This window comes from Rhodococcus sp. MS16, assembly GCF_013277795.1.
GTDB classification, from domain to species: domain Bacteria; phylum Actinomycetota; class Actinomycetes; order Mycobacteriales; family Mycobacteriaceae; genus Rhodococcus_F; species Rhodococcus_F globerula.
This window is the reverse complement of record NZ_VBTM01000003.1, coordinates 453,400-470,273: the sequence shown is the minus strand read 5'-3', so window position 1 is coordinate 470,273 and position 16,874 is coordinate 453,400. Positions and strand designations below refer to the sequence as shown.

15 protein-coding genes, 1 tRNA gene and 1 riboswitch are annotated in these 16,874 nt (G+C 61.8%); of the genes, 9 read left to right on the top strand and 7 right to left on the bottom strand.

The window, feature by feature from the left end; all coding sequences use genetic code 11:
* The first annotated feature begins 78 nt into the window (after window positions 1–78).
* From FEZ60_RS07250 to FEZ60_RS07240, 3 genes are all read left to right on the top strand, one after another.
* Window positions 79–1,830 carry an ABC transporter ATP-binding protein gene (locus tag FEZ60_RS07250; protein WP_172935802.1) on the top strand — a complete coding sequence of 584 codons (1,752 nt, stop codon included), beginning with the start codon at window positions 79–81 and terminating at the stop codon, window positions 1,828–1,830.
* Window positions 1,827–3,587, top strand: a complete 1,761-nt coding sequence (locus FEZ60_RS07245; RefSeq protein WP_172935801.1) for an ABC transporter ATP-binding protein — start codon at window positions 1,827–1,829, stop codon at window positions 3,585–3,587. Before FEZ60_RS07250 ends, FEZ60_RS07245 begins: the two co-directional genes overlap by 4 nt.
* An 82-nt stretch (window positions 3,588–3,669) precedes the next feature.
* Window positions 3,670–4,473, top strand: a complete 804-nt coding sequence (locus tag FEZ60_RS07240) for an alpha/beta hydrolase (protein ID WP_172935800.1) — start codon at window positions 3,670–3,672, stop codon at window positions 4,471–4,473.
* Window positions 4,474–4,477: 4 nt separating this feature from the next.
* Here the strand turns inward: FEZ60_RS07240 and FEZ60_RS07235 are convergent, their stop codons facing one another.
* The 3 genes from FEZ60_RS07235 to FEZ60_RS07225 all read right to left on the bottom strand — a co-directional run bounded on the left by FEZ60_RS07235 (window position 4,478) and on the right by FEZ60_RS07225 (window position 7,477).
* Window positions 4,478–4,741 (bottom strand): metal-sensitive transcriptional regulator, encoded by a 264-nt coding sequence (locus FEZ60_RS07235; protein WP_033232278.1) that lies wholly within the window; start codon window positions 4,739–4,741, stop codon window positions 4,478–4,480.
* A gap of 112 nt (window positions 4,742–4,853) precedes the next feature.
* Window positions 4,854–5,246: a DUF302 domain-containing protein gene (locus FEZ60_RS07230; RefSeq protein ID WP_095888281.1), complete on the bottom strand. Its 393-nt coding sequence runs from the start codon at window positions 5,244–5,246 to the stop codon at window positions 4,854–4,856.
* A 77-nt stretch (window positions 5,247–5,323) separates the two neighbouring features.
* The gene (locus FEZ60_RS07225; RefSeq protein WP_172935799.1) at window positions 5,324–7,477 is read right to left on the bottom strand and encodes an MMPL family transporter; all 2,154 of its coding nucleotides are present in this window, start codon (window positions 7,475–7,477) and stop codon (window positions 5,324–5,326) included.
* 191 nt (window positions 7,478–7,668) lie between these two features.
* Between FEZ60_RS07225 and FEZ60_RS07220 the strand changes: the two genes are divergently transcribed.
* From FEZ60_RS07220 to FEZ60_RS07210, 3 genes are all read left to right on the top strand, one after another.
* On the top strand, window positions 7,669–8,253 hold the full coding sequence (locus FEZ60_RS07220; RefSeq protein ID WP_172935798.1) for a class I SAM-dependent methyltransferase: 585 nt from the start codon (window positions 7,669–7,671) through the stop codon (window positions 8,251–8,253).
* 178 nt (window positions 8,254–8,431) lie between these two features.
* Window positions 8,432–9,778 carry a SidA/IucD/PvdA family monooxygenase gene (locus FEZ60_RS07215; RefSeq protein WP_172935797.1) on the top strand — a complete coding sequence of 449 codons (1,347 nt, stop codon included), beginning with the start codon at window positions 8,432–8,434 and terminating at the stop codon, window positions 9,776–9,778.
* Window positions 9,775–10,020 carry an MbtH family protein gene (locus FEZ60_RS07210; protein WP_033232272.1) on the top strand — a complete coding sequence of 82 codons (246 nt, stop codon included), beginning with the start codon at window positions 9,775–9,777 and terminating at the stop codon, window positions 10,018–10,020. Before FEZ60_RS07215 ends, FEZ60_RS07210 begins: the two co-directional genes overlap by 4 nt.
* A gap of 70 nt (window positions 10,021–10,090) precedes the next feature.
* Here FEZ60_RS07210 and FEZ60_RS07205 read toward each other — a convergent pair whose 3' ends face one another.
* Window positions 10,091–11,518: a threonine/serine exporter family protein gene (locus FEZ60_RS07205; protein ID WP_033232271.1), complete on the bottom strand. Its 1,428-nt coding sequence runs from the start codon at window positions 11,516–11,518 to the stop codon at window positions 10,091–10,093.
* A gap of 138 nt (window positions 11,519–11,656) precedes the next feature.
* On the opposite strand from FEZ60_RS07205, the gene FEZ60_RS07200 reads away from it, so the two are divergent.
* Window positions 11,657–11,731, top strand: a tRNA-Thr gene (locus FEZ60_RS07200).
* Between the two features lie 56 nt (window positions 11,732–11,787).
* Here FEZ60_RS07200 and FEZ60_RS07195 read toward each other — a convergent pair.
* From FEZ60_RS07195 to FEZ60_RS07185, 3 genes are all read right to left on the bottom strand, one after another.
* Window positions 11,788–12,600 (bottom strand): GAF and ANTAR domain-containing protein, encoded by an 813-nt coding sequence (locus FEZ60_RS07195; protein ID WP_052683578.1) that lies wholly within the window; start codon window positions 12,598–12,600, stop codon window positions 11,788–11,790.
* Window positions 12,601–13,101: 501 nt separating this feature from the next.
* A complete protein-coding gene (locus FEZ60_RS07190; protein ID WP_033232269.1) occupies window positions 13,102–13,917 on the bottom strand; it encodes an ABC transporter in 816 nt (271 codons plus the stop codon).
* A 67-nt stretch (window positions 13,918–13,984) separates the two neighbouring features.
* Window positions 13,985–14,299 carry a multidrug efflux SMR transporter gene (locus tag FEZ60_RS07185; protein WP_033232602.1) on the bottom strand — a complete coding sequence of 105 codons (315 nt, stop codon included), beginning with the start codon at window positions 14,297–14,299 and terminating at the stop codon, window positions 13,985–13,987.
* An 11-nt stretch (window positions 14,300–14,310) separates the two neighbouring features.
* Window positions 14,311–14,373, bottom strand: a riboswitch (guanidine-III (ykkC-III) riboswitch).
* A gap of 130 nt (window positions 14,374–14,503) precedes the next feature.
* Between FEZ60_RS07185 and FEZ60_RS07175 the strand changes: the two genes are divergently transcribed.
* Window positions 14,504–15,211, top strand: a complete 708-nt coding sequence (locus FEZ60_RS07175; RefSeq protein WP_033232268.1) for a response regulator transcription factor — start codon at window positions 14,504–14,506, stop codon at window positions 15,209–15,211.
* A complete protein-coding gene (locus FEZ60_RS07170) occupies window positions 15,208–16,659 on the top strand; it encodes a HAMP domain-containing sensor histidine kinase (RefSeq protein WP_172935796.1) in 1,452 nt (483 codons plus the stop codon). The genes FEZ60_RS07175 and FEZ60_RS07170 overlap by 4 nt, the downstream gene beginning before the upstream one ends.
* Window positions 16,660–16,874 lie beyond the last annotated feature (215 nt).

Sequence of the window (16,874 nt, the reverse complement as noted above, 5' to 3'; positions counted from 1 at the left end):
GCTAGTTGCTCATGCATTAGGGTCGACTTACTTCTGTGTCTACCGGACATTCTCGTCCCTATCAATGCTTGGAGTTCCATGAGCACGACCCAGGTGAGTGAAGCCGTCGATTCGGGTGAATCAGGCGCAGGTAAAAGCAGTGGGGCTGCGATTTTGCGTCGAGTTCTCGTGCGTAATCGGGGACCGCTGGCCATCGGCACCGTTCTGGTGTGCCTGCATCAACTCGCCGAAACCGCGGTGCCGATTTCGATCGGTGTCATCATCGATCGGGCAATCGAGACTTCGGACACCACCACGCTCGTCGTGTCGATCTGTGCGCTCGGTGCGTTGTTTCTCGTGCTCACCGCAGCCTGGCGGTTCGGTGCTCGGTTCATCGTGACGGCGATGCAGCAGGAGGCACACAGATTGCGCCTCGAAGTGGCACACCGCGTTCTCGACCCGCGAGGTGTACACACGAACCTGCGATCCGGCGAATTGCTCACGGTATCGACGTCCGACGCGGAACAGGCGTCCTGGATAGCCGACATCGTGCCGCGGGCAGCAGCGGCACTGACCGCCGCGGTGGCGTCGGCTGTCGCGTTGCTGTGGATCGACGTCACGCTGGGGCTGGCGGTGTTGATCGGCACCCCGGTCATTCTCGGTCTACTGCAACTGTCGGCGCCGCTGATCACGTCCCGCGCGACGGGGAAGCAGGCGTCGATCGCCCGGGCATCGGCAATGGCAACGGACTTGGTGAGTGGACTGCGGCCGCTCCGCGGCATCGGCGCGGAGAAGTCGGCGTCCGATCGCTATCGCGGTGCAAGTCGCGAAGCCCTCGCATCTGCGGTCCACACGGCAAAGGCCACTGCGATCTACACCGGTGTGTCGGCGACGGTCAGCGCTTTGCTTGCTGTGGGGATCGCCGGTTGTGCCGGCTACTTCGCATTGCAGGGCCGAATCTCGGTGGGGGAGTTGATCACCGTGGTCGGACTGGCGCAGTTCTTTCTCGAACCGCTCGGCCTGCTTGCTTCTCTCCCCGGATATTTTGCGGTTGCTCGCGCGTCGTCCGATCGGTTGGCGTTGGTGCTCGACGCCGATCCGATCCTGACCCCGGGCTCGGTGACCGAGACACCGGGCTACGATCTGACTCTCGAAGGGCTGCAATTCCGTTCACTCGGCGGCGTCGATCTGCACTGCGACGCCGGCGAATTGTTGGGGGTCGTGGCGTACCAACCGCAGGACGCCGAGGCGCTGGCCACGGTGCTGTCCGGGCAACCGGGCGCACACGAGTACCGAGGTTCTGTGCGGATCGGCGGAATTTCGCTGCAGGACATGGACTTGGCACTGGCCAGGCGCACCGTGCTGGTGGAACCGCACCTGACCGATCTGTTCGGGGGTTCGCTTGGCTCCAATCTCGCAGCTGGCGCAGGCGATGCGCAGTCCTCGGATCTGGGGGAGGTGCTGGCTGCCTCGGCCGTCGCCGATGTCGTCGACTCCCATCCCCATGGACTCGACCTCGAGGTCACCGACCGCGGAGCCAGCCTGTCCGGCGGTCAACGGCAACGGGTCGCGCTGGCACGCGCGTTGCTCACGAAGGCGCCCGTGCTGGTGCTGCATGATCCGACAACCGCGGTGGACGCGGTAACGGAAGCGTCGATTGCGGCAGGCATCGCGGAATTGCGCCACAGCGGAACAGCGCTGCACACCACGATCCTGATCACGAGCAGCCCGGCGTTGCTGGCGGCAACGGATCGTGTGGTCGTTCTGGATGGGGGAGTAGTAGTGGCACAGGGGACGCATGCCGAACTCGCTCACCACGACACCGACTATCGAGGGGCGGTTCTGCGATGACCGGGAAAGAGACACGCGAACTGCTGCCGATCGCGGGCGGGCGCGAAACCTGGCAGTGGTTGAGGTCGGAGTTGGCGCAGCGGAAGCTGCAGAGTTTTCTTGTTGTGGCGGTGTCGGCCGCAGCGGCCGCGATGGCGTTGGTACCGATCTACGTGTTCGGTGTCCTGGTCGATCGGGTTCGTGAGGGTGCCCCCACGTCGACGATTCTGACAGTGGTGGCGATCATCGCGTCGGCGGCCGTCGTTGGCGGTGTTTTCACGGGATACGCGTCGTATCTGGTCAAGAGGCTGGGTGAGAACATCCTCGCGGATCTACGCGAGCGCACCGTCGACCGGGCACTGCGGTTGCCTGTGCCGACGCTGGAGAAGGTCGGCAAGGGTGATCTGCTTTCTCGCGTCGGCGATGACGTTGCCGTGATCGCCAAGGCAGTCTCCGAGGTGATTCCGAACCTGATCGGAGCCGTTCTGCTGGTCGCGCTCAGCATGGTGACCATGCTCGGTCTGGACTGGCGTCTGGGACTGGCCGGTCTGGTGGCGCTCCCGATGTACGCGATGGCGCTGAAGTGGTACCTGCCACGATCGGCGCCGATCTATGCGGCCGAGCGCGTGGCGATGGGTGCACGTTCGCAGGCATTGATCAGTAGCGTGCAAGGTGTTCGGACGGTGCGGGCCTACAGCCTGGAGAAGGAGCACCTCGGACGAATCGACGACGCGTCGGCGAAGGCCCGCGATCTTGCGGTGGGAGTGTTCGGCCTGTTCACCAGGTTCGCCGGGCGCGGGAACCGGGCCGAGTTCGTGGGCCTGTCCATGATCCTTGTTGTCGGGTTCCTGCTGGTGCGCGACGACATCGTGACGGTCGGCCAGACCACAACGGCAGCATTGCTGTTCCACCGCCTGTTCAATCCGATCGGTTCGCTTCTCTACACCTTCGACGAAGTGCAGTCGGCGGGCGCGAGCCTCGCACGCCTTGTGGGTGTCGTGGATATCCCGGAATCCGACCGCGCCGACATCGACGTGGCCGAACCTCACGATCGCTCACTGACATTGCGGGACATCAGGCACAGCTACGACGGCCGCGAGGTTCTCCACGGCGTCAGTCTCACTCTGGCCGCGGGGGAGCGGGTGGCGCTGGTCGGCTCGACCGGTGCCGGGAAGTCGACGGTGGCGGCGATCGCCGCCGGATCGTGGGCACCGACGTCGGGAAGCGTGCTGATCGGTGGTGTTGCGTTGGCCGGCGTCGCTGACCTACGACGCCACATCGGCATTGTCAGTCAGGAAGTGCACGTATTTGCCGGCTCGCTGATCGAGGACCTGCGTCTCGCAGCGCCCGAAGCGTCCGAGGAGGACGTGATGTCGGCGCTGAAGACCGTCGGGGCGTCTGCGTGGGTGGCGGCCTTGAGTGACGGTCTTGCAACCGCTGTCGGCGAAGGTGGGCACGAGATGACGGCGTCGCAGGCACAACAGTTGGCGTTGGCCCGGTTGGTTTTGGCCGACCCGGCTGTTGCGGTGCTGGACGAGGCGACGGCGGAGGCCGGAAGTGCTGGTGCCCGCGAATTGGAGGCAGCTGCTGATGCGGCGACGGCCGGGCGGACCACTCTTGTTGTCGCTCACCGACTTACGCAAGCGGCGGCAGCGGACCGGGTGATCGTGCTCGAGCACGGACGGATCGTGGAGGAGGGGCCGCACCTCGAGCTGGTGGCTGCGGGCGGGCGGTACGCGCACCTGTGGACAGCATGGGAAGGTCGCGAGACGCGATAGTGTTGCCGCAAGCGGGGGAGCTTCGGTCAACCCGAAATCAGGCTGAGAAATGCAGCGGCAGAACACGAGGAGGAAGGCAGCTATGACGGTCGCCACTATCAACGGAATCCCGATCAATTACCAGGTCAAAGGTGATGGGGATCTGGTGGTGCTCATCATGGGTACTGGAAGTCCTGGGCGGGTGTGGGATCTTCACCAGACCCCCGCACTCGTTGCGGTGGGGTACCGCGTCTGCACCTTCGACAACCGTGGAATCGCGCCGTCCGGTGAGAGTGTCAGCGGTATCACGATGCCGGACATGGTTGCCGACACCGCAGGATTGATCGAGCATCTCGGTGGCGGCCCTGCGTACGTGATCGGAACGTCGATGGGTGCCCGAGTGGCTCAGGAACTCACGTTGGCCCGTCCGGACCTGGTCCGCAAGGCAGTGTTCCTCGCCGGCCATGCTCGGATGGATCACTTCCAGCAGACGCTGTCCGAGGGGGAGCGCGAGTTGGTCGACAGTGGCGTCGAGTTGCCCGCAAAGTATCGAGCGGCAGTAACAGCAGTGATGAACCTGTCGCCCACTACTTTGGCTGACGAGCGCTCAGCCCGGGACTGGCTGGACATTTTCGAATTCTCCGGTGGCACAACAGCACCCGGCGTTCGAGCTCAGCTGAACATGGATCGCTCGTTCGATCGCCGTAGTGAGTACCGGGCGATCATGCGTCCCTGCCTGTCCGTTGCCTTCGCCGATGACCGGATGATTCCGCCCTTCCTTTCCCGCGAGGTTGCAGACTGCATCGCTACCGCGACGTACGAAGAGATCCCGGACACCGGTCACTACGGTTACCTCGAGCGACCGGATGCCGTGAACAAGGTGCTGATCGACTTCCTGGCCGGATAACCGCTCAGGCCAGTGCGAGGAACAGTTTCTCGAGTTCGGCTTCGGTAAGAGGGTCCTTGCCTTCGGCGCCGGTCATGCATTCACGCAGGCCGGAGGCAACGATCTTGAAGCCTGCCCGGTCGAGTGCCTTCGAGACCGCGGCCAATTGGGTGACTACGTCCTTGCAATCACGGCCGCTCTCGATCATCGTGATCACTCCGGCGAGCTGGCCGTGAGCGCGGCGCAGTCTGTTCAATACGAGCGCAATGCTCTCTTCGTCGCCGGTCATCGTGGCCCTTTCTCGAATGTTCGTACTCGGACGAGAGTACCCCGGGGGGCATGGCGGCTGATCGTGAAGGATTCTGCTCGCGCAGCGAACAGAATCCTTCACGATCGAAGCCTCAGAGTGCGCTGATGGCGGCGCGTAGTTTGGTGGCCGCCTCGGTCGCGACCGCCTCGAGTCCGCTTTCGTCGGAAACCTGCACCATCACATCCGGATTCATGGCCTCGACATAAAACGAATCTTCGGCCGACGTGTCTTCGCGAACCACGACATTGCACGGCAGCAGTAGACCGATTTGGCGATCGACCCCAACGGCGCGGTGCGCGAGCTGTGGATTGCAGGCACCCAGGATCAGGTACTTCTCCATGTCTTCACCGAGTTTGGCCTTGAGGGTTGCTTGCATGTCGATTTCGGTGAGGATGCCGAAACCTTGATCCGATAGGGCTCCGCGAGTGCGGGCCACGACGTCGTCGAATGTTCCGCTGACCTTGGTGCCAAGAGCGATATCCATGGGAGTTCTCCTTCTGTCGTCTTCAATTCAGCATACCCCTAGGGGTATCTGGTAAACAGTGATGTCGGGTACATGATCTAGCCGTGCGAGAAGCTGATCTTCGGCAGAACCCGGCGCAGCCACGTGGGTGACCACCACGCCGCCTTGCCGGTCAGGCGCAGCGCAACCGGAAGAAGAACCAGGCGGACGAGGACGGCGTCGAGTACGACCGCGACGCCGAGGATGATTCCCATCTCCTTCGGCGGCAAGGGGTCTGCCAACGCGAAGGTGAAGAATACGGCCACCATCACGGCAGCCGCTGCTGCGATCACTCGGCCGGAGTGTGCCAGTCCGTCGATATGAGCGATCTTGGGATCGCCGGTTCGCTCGTAGTGTTCCTTGGCGCTCGAGAGGAGGAAGACGGTGTAGTCCATCGCAATCGCAAAGATCATCGCGAAGAAGAACACCGGACCCCACCCGTTCAAGAAGCCTTGAGGTTCGAAGCCGAGCAGGCCGGATCCGTGGCCGTCCTGAAATATCAGCTTCGCGACACCGAATGCCGCGCCGGTGGACAGCAGACTCACCAGCGTGCCGATGACGGCGATGAGCGGTGCCTGCAGTGCGATCAGCAGTAGGGCGAATCCGAGTGTCAGAATCACGGCAATCACGATCGGCAGGTAGTCGTTCAATGCTTGCTGAAGATCGAGATTCTCGGCTGGGGCGCCCCCGACACGCGCAGATTCGGGTAGTCGCTCTCGCAGGTCGGCGAGGATGCTCTCCATCGCGGGATCTGACGGGTCGACGCTCGGAATCGCCTGCAGCATAACCAGATCAGAACCATCTGCCGAGGGTTGTGCCGGAGTGAGCATCGCTATGCCGTCGATGGATTCGGCAACGCGTGCTGTCCCTTCTGCGTCCTCGGCGGTCGTGACAATTTGCAGCATTCCGGGAGCGCCGTCACCGAACTGCTGCTGTACCAATTCGTATCCCTGGCGGACCGGAGCGTCCTCGGGAACCATCGCGATGGACGGCATGGCCACTTTCAGTCCGAAGACGGGGATGATGAGCGCAATCAGAATCAGTAGTGCACCGATGCCGAACGGCCAGGGATGCCGGTGCAGCAGTGACGCCCACGACGCGAACAGTGGGGAACGGTGTTGCTGGCGCCGCGCGTACGGGAGTGAGCCGGCGTTGACCTTTGCACCGATTGTGCCGAGCACTGCAGGGAGCAGGGTCAGCGTTGCAGCGAGAACGAAGATCACTGCGAGCATGATTCCCACCGCCATCGTGCGCACTGCGGGTGCGGGAACGATCAGAACCGCCGTGAGGCTGACGAGGACTGTCAGGCCGGAGAGAACGACGGCTTTGCCTGCGGTGTCCATTGTTTCGGCAACAGCCGCTCGGGGGTCGGGGTTCTTTCGTAGCGCGTCGCGGAATCTGGCCACGAGGAACAGGGCGTAGTCGATGCCGAGTGCAAGTGCAAACATCATCGCGAAGTTCATGGCCCACACCGAGATCGGCGTGATCTCGTTGAGAATCACCAGTCCGCCGGCCGACGCGACGAGACCTGCGAGGGTCAAAAGCAGTGGCAATCCGGCTGCGACCAGGGAACCGAAAGCCAGCACCATGATCGCGAGAGTGACTGGCCACGACATCATTTCGGCCTTGATCATGGCTTCGTGATTGGCCTTGTTGAAATCGCTCCACAACGCCGACGCGCCGGTCGGGTACACCTCGATCTCGTTGGTCGAGAGGTCGGAGAGTTTTCCTCCGAGTTGGTCGATGGCGCTCACCATGTCGTCTGTACTCGCGTTGGCGCCGGCAATCAGGATGCCGGTGTGTCCGTCGGGGCTGATCGTCATGCCGGGTTGTGGTGCCACAACGTCACCGAATCGACTGTCTTCGGCGAACAGTGCCGTTGCGCGGGCGAGGGTGTCCTGCAACTCCGGATCGCTGATCTGCTGTGAATCCGAATGCACGACAACCTGGACTGCAGCCGAGGAATTTCCGCCGAAATGCTGCTCTGCCAACTCCCGGACCTGTACCGATTCCGACCCGTTCGCTTGCCAACCTGCGCCGGCCAATGACGTGAAGACACTTGGTGCTGCGGCGCCAAGTGCCACGAGGGCGATCAACCAGATGCCGATAACCCAGCGAGTGTGCGTGGCCATCGTGCGTCCGAGTTGGGCGAGTGCTCCGTCGCGTGCGCCCTGGTCGGGTGGCGCCGAATCGGCGCTTGTTGCGGTCGTCATTCCAACTCCTGATACGGGTGGGGGTATTTACGATTTGCTGACATGTATACCCCTGGGGGTATCTTGTTGTCACATCTCGGACCATGAGAAGTGCGGTAGCGATGTCGGCTTAGGCTGTCGGCGGAGAGCGGCTGAGGCGTCGATTTCGGTCGGAAGATGAAGACATTCGTTCGGAAAGTCAGGAGAGGTGCATGGACGCATCGGATTGGGACGAGCGGTACAGAGCAGTGACGCAGCCGTGGGGGATCGACCCGGCCGGAACGGTGGCTACGCGTGTGGCCGAGCTGGAGCCGGGAACTGCCGTCGACCTGGCATGCGGCGACGGGCGTCATGCCCGCTGGCTGGCGGAGCACGGTTGGTCGGTGACCGGTGTCGACTACTCGTCGGTGGCGATCGACCGGGCGCGGTCGGCGGACGTGGACAGTGCCGTCAAATGGGAGGTTGGTGATGCGACGTCATGGACAACGGAAAGTGACGTTGACCTGGTTCTGGTGAGCTTTCTGCATCTTCCGCTCGCTGAACTTGTCGACACTTTGCGACGCGTCGCCGGGTGGGTCGCGCCGGGTGGGCGAGTGATGTACCTCGGGCATTCGATCGAGAACTATCACCGGGGCGTCGGCGGTCCGCCTGAGCCGGACATCTTGCCGGCCATTTCCGATCTTGCGCGAGCTGCCGAAGGCTTCCGCGTCTATGCGCTCGAACATGTGGTGCGTGCCCAAGATGACGGCTTTGCGATAGATATTCTGCTCGAGTTCGGTCCGTGGGACCGGCGCTGAACAGGCGATTCGTGCCATGGCCGACAAACTATGACGTGCGTCGCATCGTGGCCGGGCGCCAAGCGCTATGCGATGGGTCGCCATGTTGATACCCTCGCCTAATTAAGGATAGCCTTTGCTTCTGACTTGGGATCGATGATCGGCCGCCTGGTCGTGATGTCGGGGATGGACAACCTGTATGAGTGAATCACCGAGTGACTTCAGTGCTGCATCTCTCACTGTCGATATTGTCGGAATCGGGTTCGGCCCCGCCAACCTCGCCTTGGCAATCGCAATCGAGGAACACAACGCAAACTGTGCAGCAGTTGATCGTGTCACCGCACGATTCTTCGAGAAGCAGGACGAGTTCGCCTGGCACCCGGGAATGCTCCTCGACGGAGCCACTATGCAGATTGCCTTCCCCAAGGATTTGGTGACGTTCCGCAATCCTCAGAGCGGATACAGCTTCTTCTCTTACCTTCACGAGCACGGGCGCCTCGTCGATTTTGTCAATCACCAGACTTTCTTCCCGACGCGTCACGAGTTCAACGATTACCTGTGCTGGGCCGCTCGTCGGGTTGATGCAGACGTGAGTTTCGGAACCGCGGTCGAAGCAGTCGACGGAAATCGAAACGGCGACGGCATTGTCGACCGTTTCGACGTTCGGCTAGACGATGGGACCGTGGTCACCGCGCGAAACGTCGTGGTCGCTGCTGGTCTGGTGGAGCGGATTCCCGAGTGGGCGCAACTGTCCTCCCGCTGTTTCCACAACCATCAGTTCCTGTTCCATCTCGACGCGATGCCGGCGCCGACACACAACCGGTTTGTTGTCCTCGGCGCAGGCCAGAGTGCCGCGGAGATCGTCGACTACCTGCATTCCCACTACCCGAACGCAGAAGTGCACAGTGTCTTTTCTCGCTACGGATACAGCCCCGCCGACGACAGCCCGTATGCCAACCGCATCTTCGATCCGGAAGCCGTCGACGCTCTGCACGGTGCAAGTGCCGCCGAGCGTGAGCGGATTCTGGCGCTGCACCGCAGTACCAATTACTCGGTTGTCGACATCGAATTGATCAACAGCCTCTATGCCACCGAGTATCAGGAAATGGTCCGCGGTCCGCGCCGGTTGTTCATGCGCAAGGCGTCGGAGATCACGAGTGCCACCGAATCCGAATCCGGCATCGAACTGACCGTTCGTAGCAATCTCGACGGACTCACCGAGACACTCGAGTGCGACGCACTGGTCCTCGCTACCGGCTTCACTGCGGCCCCGCTGGATACGTTGTTGGGCGATCTCGTGTCTGATTCGTCCGTTCCGCGTACCGTAAGTCGGGACTATCGTATGGCTGTAACGGATGACGTGACGGGCGGTATCTACCTGCAGGGTGGTACGGAACGGACACACGGACTGACGTCGTCGCTGTTGTCGAACGTCGCGGTACGTGCAGGCGAGATTCTGGCGTCCGTTCTGAGCAACCAGAAGACGACCGGTGCGCTTGCTAGTCTGAGCGCACAAGAAACGTACGTAACAAGTGAGGCGAGATGAGCACTAATCCTTTCGATGACGAAGACGGACGCTTCTACGTGCTGGTGAACGACGAGGACCAGCATTCGCTGTGGCCCACGTTCTCCGAGGTCCCTGCGGGCTGGCGTGTGGTGTTCGGCGAAGAGAGCCGGGCAGCGTGCCTCGAGTACGTGGAGAAGAACTGGACCGACATGCGTCCCAAGAGTCTGCGCGAGGCGATGGAAGCAGACCAGGCTGCAGCAGGACGCAGCTCGGAGAGCTGATCCGTTCCTGGAACACGCGACAAAAGCTGGGCACCGACATAGGTGCCCAGCTTTTCGCGTTCGGCTAGTTCTACCTGCTGGCTGCCGGCGTGCGGCGTTTCCGCTTTCGGACCATGGGACGACGCAGTGAGTCCACACGCATGAGAATCCGGGGGCGTCGTAGCGTACGGGCCACCCACTCGCCGAGTGTGACGCCCGCGGCCAATGCGCAACCGATACCGAAGGCCGACAACAGGGCAGTCAACCCGACCAGCACCTGATCGTTGAGCAACGAATAGAGCCCCTTGTACAGCGAGAGACCGGGAAGCAGTGGCGTAATGCCTGCGACGGCCACGACAAGCGGCGGAGTCAGTGCCCGGCGCGCCATCAAACCACCGGCGAGGCCGACGACCGTCGCTGCGATTGCAGCCGCGATGACTGGCCCGACGTCGAGTGTCTGCACGTAGATCGAGACACCACTGCCCGCCGCGCCGCCGAGGAAGGCGGCTGTCAACGCTCGCCTTTCCGCATAACAGGCAAGTGCGTAGAACACCGACGCGAATGCGCCGGAGAGCATCAGCACCGGAAGCTGGGTGATCGGGGAGGCTTCGACGTTGATCGGTGGCAACGTCGAGCCCAACATTCCGGTGACGCGCAACGAGATCGCGACGCCGGCGATGATGCCGCCCGTCATCATCACGACTTCGAAGAAACGTGCCACTGCGGTGATGGGCGCGCCCATGATTGCGTCCTGCACCGAGCCGACCAACGACAGCCCCGAGAGCAGAACCACCACCCCGGCCGCGATGATCAGCGACGGTCTGATGCTGATCCCCAACTGTTCCTGAAAGGTGTACAGGGTTGCGGCCGGGGCAGCGGCGATCAGGCCGCCCATCACCTGCTGGAAGAAGAACGGCAATCCGAAACGGTTGAGAACCCGGTTAACTCGGTCGATCACCATCGTCGTCAGGAATGACACCGTGGCAACCAGGAGTCCGCCGCCGAGGAGCACGGACACCGACGCGGCCATCGCAGACCACGCCAGAGTTGCGGTCCAGCGACTGTACGGATGGGGCGCGGTTGTGATCGTCGTCAGTGCCTCGTGGGCCTGATTCGGGGTGATGGCCTCGCGTCTGATGCGACGCGTCAGACGGTCCACCGCAGCGAGGCGGGTGAAGTCCATCGAGCGGTAGTGGACGATACGCATCGTGCTGGCCGGCGGGCGGGTCGGTCCTCGATACGCGGACAGAACGATCGAGTTGTACGTGACATCGACATCGCACTGAGCCAAACCGTAGGTCGCTGCGATGAACTGAACCTGTTCGGCGGTGTCCATCGCCGCCGTTCCCGATGCGAGGAGCACCTCGCCGACCCGAACTGCCAGGTCGAGGACTTCGGCCACCACTGCGTCGTCGGTCAGGTCGATCGGTTGTAGAGGCGCGGGTGCCGACGTGACCGTGTCCAGCGTGGCCTGGCGGTGGCCGGTCAAACGGTCGAGGGCCTCGGCGAGTTTCGACATCAAGGGCGGCGCGTCGGTGGTCGACTCTGCGGGGTGCTCATGGGGCCCACGGTATCTAATGTGACCCGCGCGCGGCCACCGTGACGGCTTGGATATGATGGCTCCGCAAAGATCGTTCGCGGCGACGCGTGCGACTTCGCCTCCTTAGCTCAGTGGTAGAGCACTCGCCTTGTAAGCGAAAGGTCGTCGGTTCAATCCCGACAGGAGGCTCCAATACAGAGGGCGTCCACCCGGCAATCAGCCGAGGGGCGCCCTTTTTGGTGGTGGACCTAGTTGGCGGACGGCCTGGTGTCGTGGGTATCCGCGTTGGCCTGGCTCGGGTTGATCGCAGCGGCGATGTGTTGTTGCGCGACTACACGAAGTTTGATGTTGCTCGTCTGGGATTCTTGGATGAGGAGCGAGAAGGCGTCGTCGGCGGTGACGTGTCTGGTGCCCATGATGATGCCTTTTGCCTGCTCGATCACGCCTCGGGATTCGAGGGCGAGTTCGAGGTCCCTCGTGCGTGCTCGGGCAAGCTCGAGTCGATGCGAACTGCGCAACGCGAAGTACGCCGTGAGGGCAAAGAGTTCGATGATTGCAGCGTCGGCATCGGTGAATCCGTACTGGTCGCGGCTGTACAGATTCAGTGTCCCGAGCGGCTGCCCCTGTCCGGGGAGTGGTGCGGAGAGGAAGCTCGATACTCCGGCACGCCGCGCCTCACCGGCAAATTGCGGCCAGCGACGGTTGGCTTCGCTGGAGTGTGCGTGCACGACACATGAGGCGTGGGCGGATTCCACGGCGGGCCCGACTCCGAGCTGAAATTGCAGCTCGTCGACCGAGTGGACGAGATCGTCGGTCGCGGCGACGGTGCGATGGGTGGAGTCGGACTCGGCGACGGTGATGCCGGCATGGTGGGCGCTGTCGATAATGTCCACGGCATGGTTGCAGATTTGCTCGAGGAAGTGCCCGTCATCTGTGTGCTTATCGGGTTGCGCATAGAGTGAGCGCAGGGCGTCGGTGGTTGCCCTCAATCGGGCTGGAAGTACGAAAGTGCCTGCACTGTAACCGGTTCCATGGCAAATATCGGCGTGTGGCGGCGTCATAACTTGCACACCCTTCTTCCAGGCCCGCAAATTCGGGTGATTTGTCCCATTCTCGCACCTGGATACCTGGTCTGCAGTCTGTTTAGTCGCGGAACGAGTGGATTGCCGTCGGATTCGTTACCTTTGTCACGAATCAGACATCGAGCATATTGGCTGGTGACGTTTGGCGACGCGCAGAAATGGGTATGCGCCAGTTCGCTCTAAATCTGTTGTGCTGCAACACATCCGTAAGAAGTTGCGACTGTAGTACAAGATTCTTCGTCAAGTCCCCGGATGCTCCGTGCATGGCCTATTCTCAGCGCCAGCGCACAAACTTGTACGTGTAACCCGAAGACAGTGAAGGGGATACGACAATGAATGGACTTATTGCCGCATTGAACAGCGGATTCACCCTCGGCCTGGCGAACACGATCCTGACTTTCGGCGGAATTATCGTCAATCTCAATATCGTGATCAATAACTGACTCCGCGAAACTACTCTGTTATGCAGGTAAGAACCCGTTATGCGGGTTCGATGCCTACATCGGATATCGGCCGCTCGCTCTTGCCTTTGAGCCATCGGTTGGGGAGCTTTCCGGCAAGTTCTCCGAGTGGGCCCACCGCAGCACTCAGTACCGCGACGGTGTCCTGAAGTATTTCGATGCTCGCACTCATGCGTTCGAGGTTGGGGGCCAATGACGTCAGAGTGTCGGAAAGGGCAACAATCTGATCGAGTGGACCACCCTCGGCGATAAGTCTTTCGAATGCGCCGTTCTCTGCGAGCAGCGTTTCGAGGATTCCGTTTTCTGCCAGTGCGCGATCGATGACGCCGTTCTTTGCGGTGAGGCGCTCCACCGCGCCGTCCTGGGCCGTCAATCTTTCCAATGGGCCGTCTTCGGCCGTCATCCGGTCGAGTAGCCCACCGGGTGCAAGCAGTCGCTCCAACGCGCCGTCCTCGGCGAGCACTCGGTCCAGCGGGCCGCCCGGCGCGAGCACGCGTTCGAGCGGGCCACCTGGAGCTAGAAGGCGTTCGAGTGTTCCGTCCGGTGCAGTCAACTTGTCGACCGGTCCGCCGGGGGCCAACAGTCGATCGAGTGGCCCGCCGGCGGCGAGAGCCTGCCCGATGGGACGGTCGTCCGCTGTCAGTGACGACAACTGTTGAATCATCTGCAACGGCCCGCGCGGATTTGCCAGGGATGCCGCGCCGACCGTCGTGGCGCCTGGGTTCGAGATGACAACTCGTACGGTTGTCACCGTCAGTTCGGCAATACCCAGGCTGATTTCTGCGGCGGCGATGCCCGCGCGCACGGGTAGCGTGAGTATCTCGACCAGTCTCATTGAATAACTGTAACCGGTCACACACAAATACTCGCCCGGATAATACGAGCGTCAGTGCAGAAGAACGTCAGTGCAGAACCTTGAGGCCGACCACTGCTCCGATGATGACCAGAATCAACAGGACTTTGACGATCGACGAGGACTCGGTACCCGTGATCATGGCGTATCCGACGGTCAGCGCGGCGCCGATGCCGACCCAGATTGCGTACGCAGTGCCGATCGGAAGCGTCCGCATTGCGTACGCAAGACCGGCCATGCTGACGATCAGACCGAGTATGAACACGATGGTGGGTGACAGCTTGCTGAATCCATCGGATTTGCCCAGTGCGGTGGCCCACACAGCTTCGAAGATTCCGGAAATTACGAGCACGATCCATGCCATGACGAACACTCCTAACACCGTCTTGTCGCTGGCCGGGTACGGTGTGCTCGTCCGGATGTCGTTACCGACTCACTTCACGATAGCAACGGAACGCAGGTCGAAGGCTGATTCGGGCGGTCAGACCAGTCACATCCGAAACGGTTCACAGGAACTTCCCAGGGAACACGCAGCGTGAATCCAGTAGGAGGGGAGAAGATCGTTTTTGTGACCGACAAGCCAAGTGAAGCCCGCATCCTCGTAGTCGACGACGAGCCAACCATCGTGGAGTTGCTCTCCGTGAGCCTCCGTTTTCAAGGTTTTGAGGTTGCCACCGCATCCAGTGGCGCCGAAGGACTCGACGTGGCGCGGACATTCCGTCCCGACGCGATCATCTTGGACGTCATGATGCCCGGAATGGATGGCTTCGGACTGCTGCGACGGTTGCGTGCGGACGGCGTCGACGCCCCGGTGCTTTTTCTGACGGCGAAGGACGCGTTGGACGACAAGATTACCGGCCTCACGTTGGGTGCTGATGATTACGTGACCAAGCCGTTCAGCCTCGAGGAAGTGGTGACGCGGTTGCGCGTCATACTGCGCCGAGCAGGGCGCGGAGTTGCGCCGGAGCAGTCCCCTCGGGTTACGTTCGCGGACATCGAACTTGACGACGACACGCGTGAAGTGTGGAAGAACGGAGAGCTGGTATCGCTGTCTCCGACGGAGTTCACTCTGCTGCGGTACTTCATGGTCAATGCCGGCACTGTCCTGAGCAAGCCGCGCATCCTCGATCACGTCTGGAACTACGACTTCGGCGGCGAGGTGGGTGTGGTCGAGTCCTATGTTTCCTACCTTCGACGCAAAGTCGACACGGGTGAGACTCCGTTGATCCACACGTTGCGTGGCGTCGGGTACGTGATGCGCGAACCTCGGCGATGACTTCGCAGTTGCAGACCGAAAAGCCTTCCTCGGGAGGGCGATTCCGTGTGCATGCGCTTCCGCTCCGATTCACGCTTGTGGCCGCACTACTCATTCTGGCTGGAATGGGTTTGCTCGCATCCGGAGTGGCGGTGACGTCTGCGCTCGAGAACTCGCTGACGCAACGTACCGATCGGACTCTGTACGAGGCCATCGACGGTTGGGCAAAGCCGCATTCGCGAGATGTCCAGCCGCCCAGCGCCGTCGGCCCGAATACCCGTCCGCCGAGCCCGTTCTTCGTGCGCACGGTGACTGCGGACGGAAAAATCATCACCCTGAACGACCAATCGTCGTCGACAACGCCGGACCTGTCTGTCGACGCGACGAACGGGCCGGTCACGACAGGTTCGACGGACGGTTCGGATGTGAAGTGGCGTGTGCTCTCCACTGTTCGAGACGGAACAACCACCACAATCGGCGTCCGCATGACGGATATCGAGCAGACTGTCGACGACCTGATCGGTCTCCAGTTCGGGATCGGTGTGGTGGTGTTACTCGTACTCGGCGGTGCGGCCTACTTCGTCGTCCGTCGTAGTCTTCGGCCTTTGGTAGAAGTTGAGGAAACTGCAGCAGCCATTGCCGCGGGCGATCTCCACCGACGTGTTCCAGAAAGGGACGATCGTACCGAAATCGGTCGATTGTCGGTGGCGCTCAACGGAATGCTGGCCCAGATTCAGCGGGCCTTTGCTGCAACGGAGGCGTCGGAAGAATCGGCACGCCGCTCGGAAGAGCGTATGCGACGTTTTGTCGGCGATGCGAGCCATGAATTGCGCACTCCGCTGACTACCATCCGCGGGTTCTCGGAACTGTATCGCCAAGGTGCCATGACGGATACGGCCACACTGATGAATCGCATCGAAGGGGAAGCGTCGAGGATGGGCTTGCTGGTCGAAGACCTCCTGATGCTCGCGCGACTCGACGAGCAACGTCCGCTGGACAACAAGACGGTGGATCTCCTTGCCGTTGTGGCAGATTCGATTCAAGCGGCGCGGGCCATCGCGCCCGGTCGGAGCGTCACGCTGGCGATGACGGGTGGGCCGGGGACCCCCGAGGTTGTCGGGGATCAGGCCCGCCTGCGCCAAGTAGTCGCGAACCTGGTCGGAAATGCAGTCAAGCACACTCCGCCGGACGCTGAGATCGTCATTCGATTGGGGACTACCGAAGAGACTGTGGTCATCGAGGTTTCGGATACCGGCCAAGGGCTCAGTGAGGAAGACGCGGCACGAATTTTCGAAAGGTTCTATCGCGCGGACACGTCCCGCACGAGGGAAACCGGCGGTGCGGGTCTCGGTCTGTCGATCGTGTCCGCGTTGGTGGAAGCACACCATGGAACCGTCTCGGTGACCAGCGCGCCCGGCGAGGGTGCGACCTTCCGGGTCGAACTGCCTCGCGAGCCCCACGAAGACTGACCTGGAGAGAAAACTGTGTAGCATCCACTGCGCAACACCACTCGAACGTCGTTGGCGCCAGATCGGTCATGAGGTAGTTCCGGGGCGACAAGATCGTGAAAACTGCTGCCGCCGAAGGTGAAAAAAAGAACGATTACCTGCGTTATCTTCGAACAAGTCCAGCGACAGGCACTTCTCGACGAAGTTGCACGCTTGTACGAGACAAGTGGTAATCG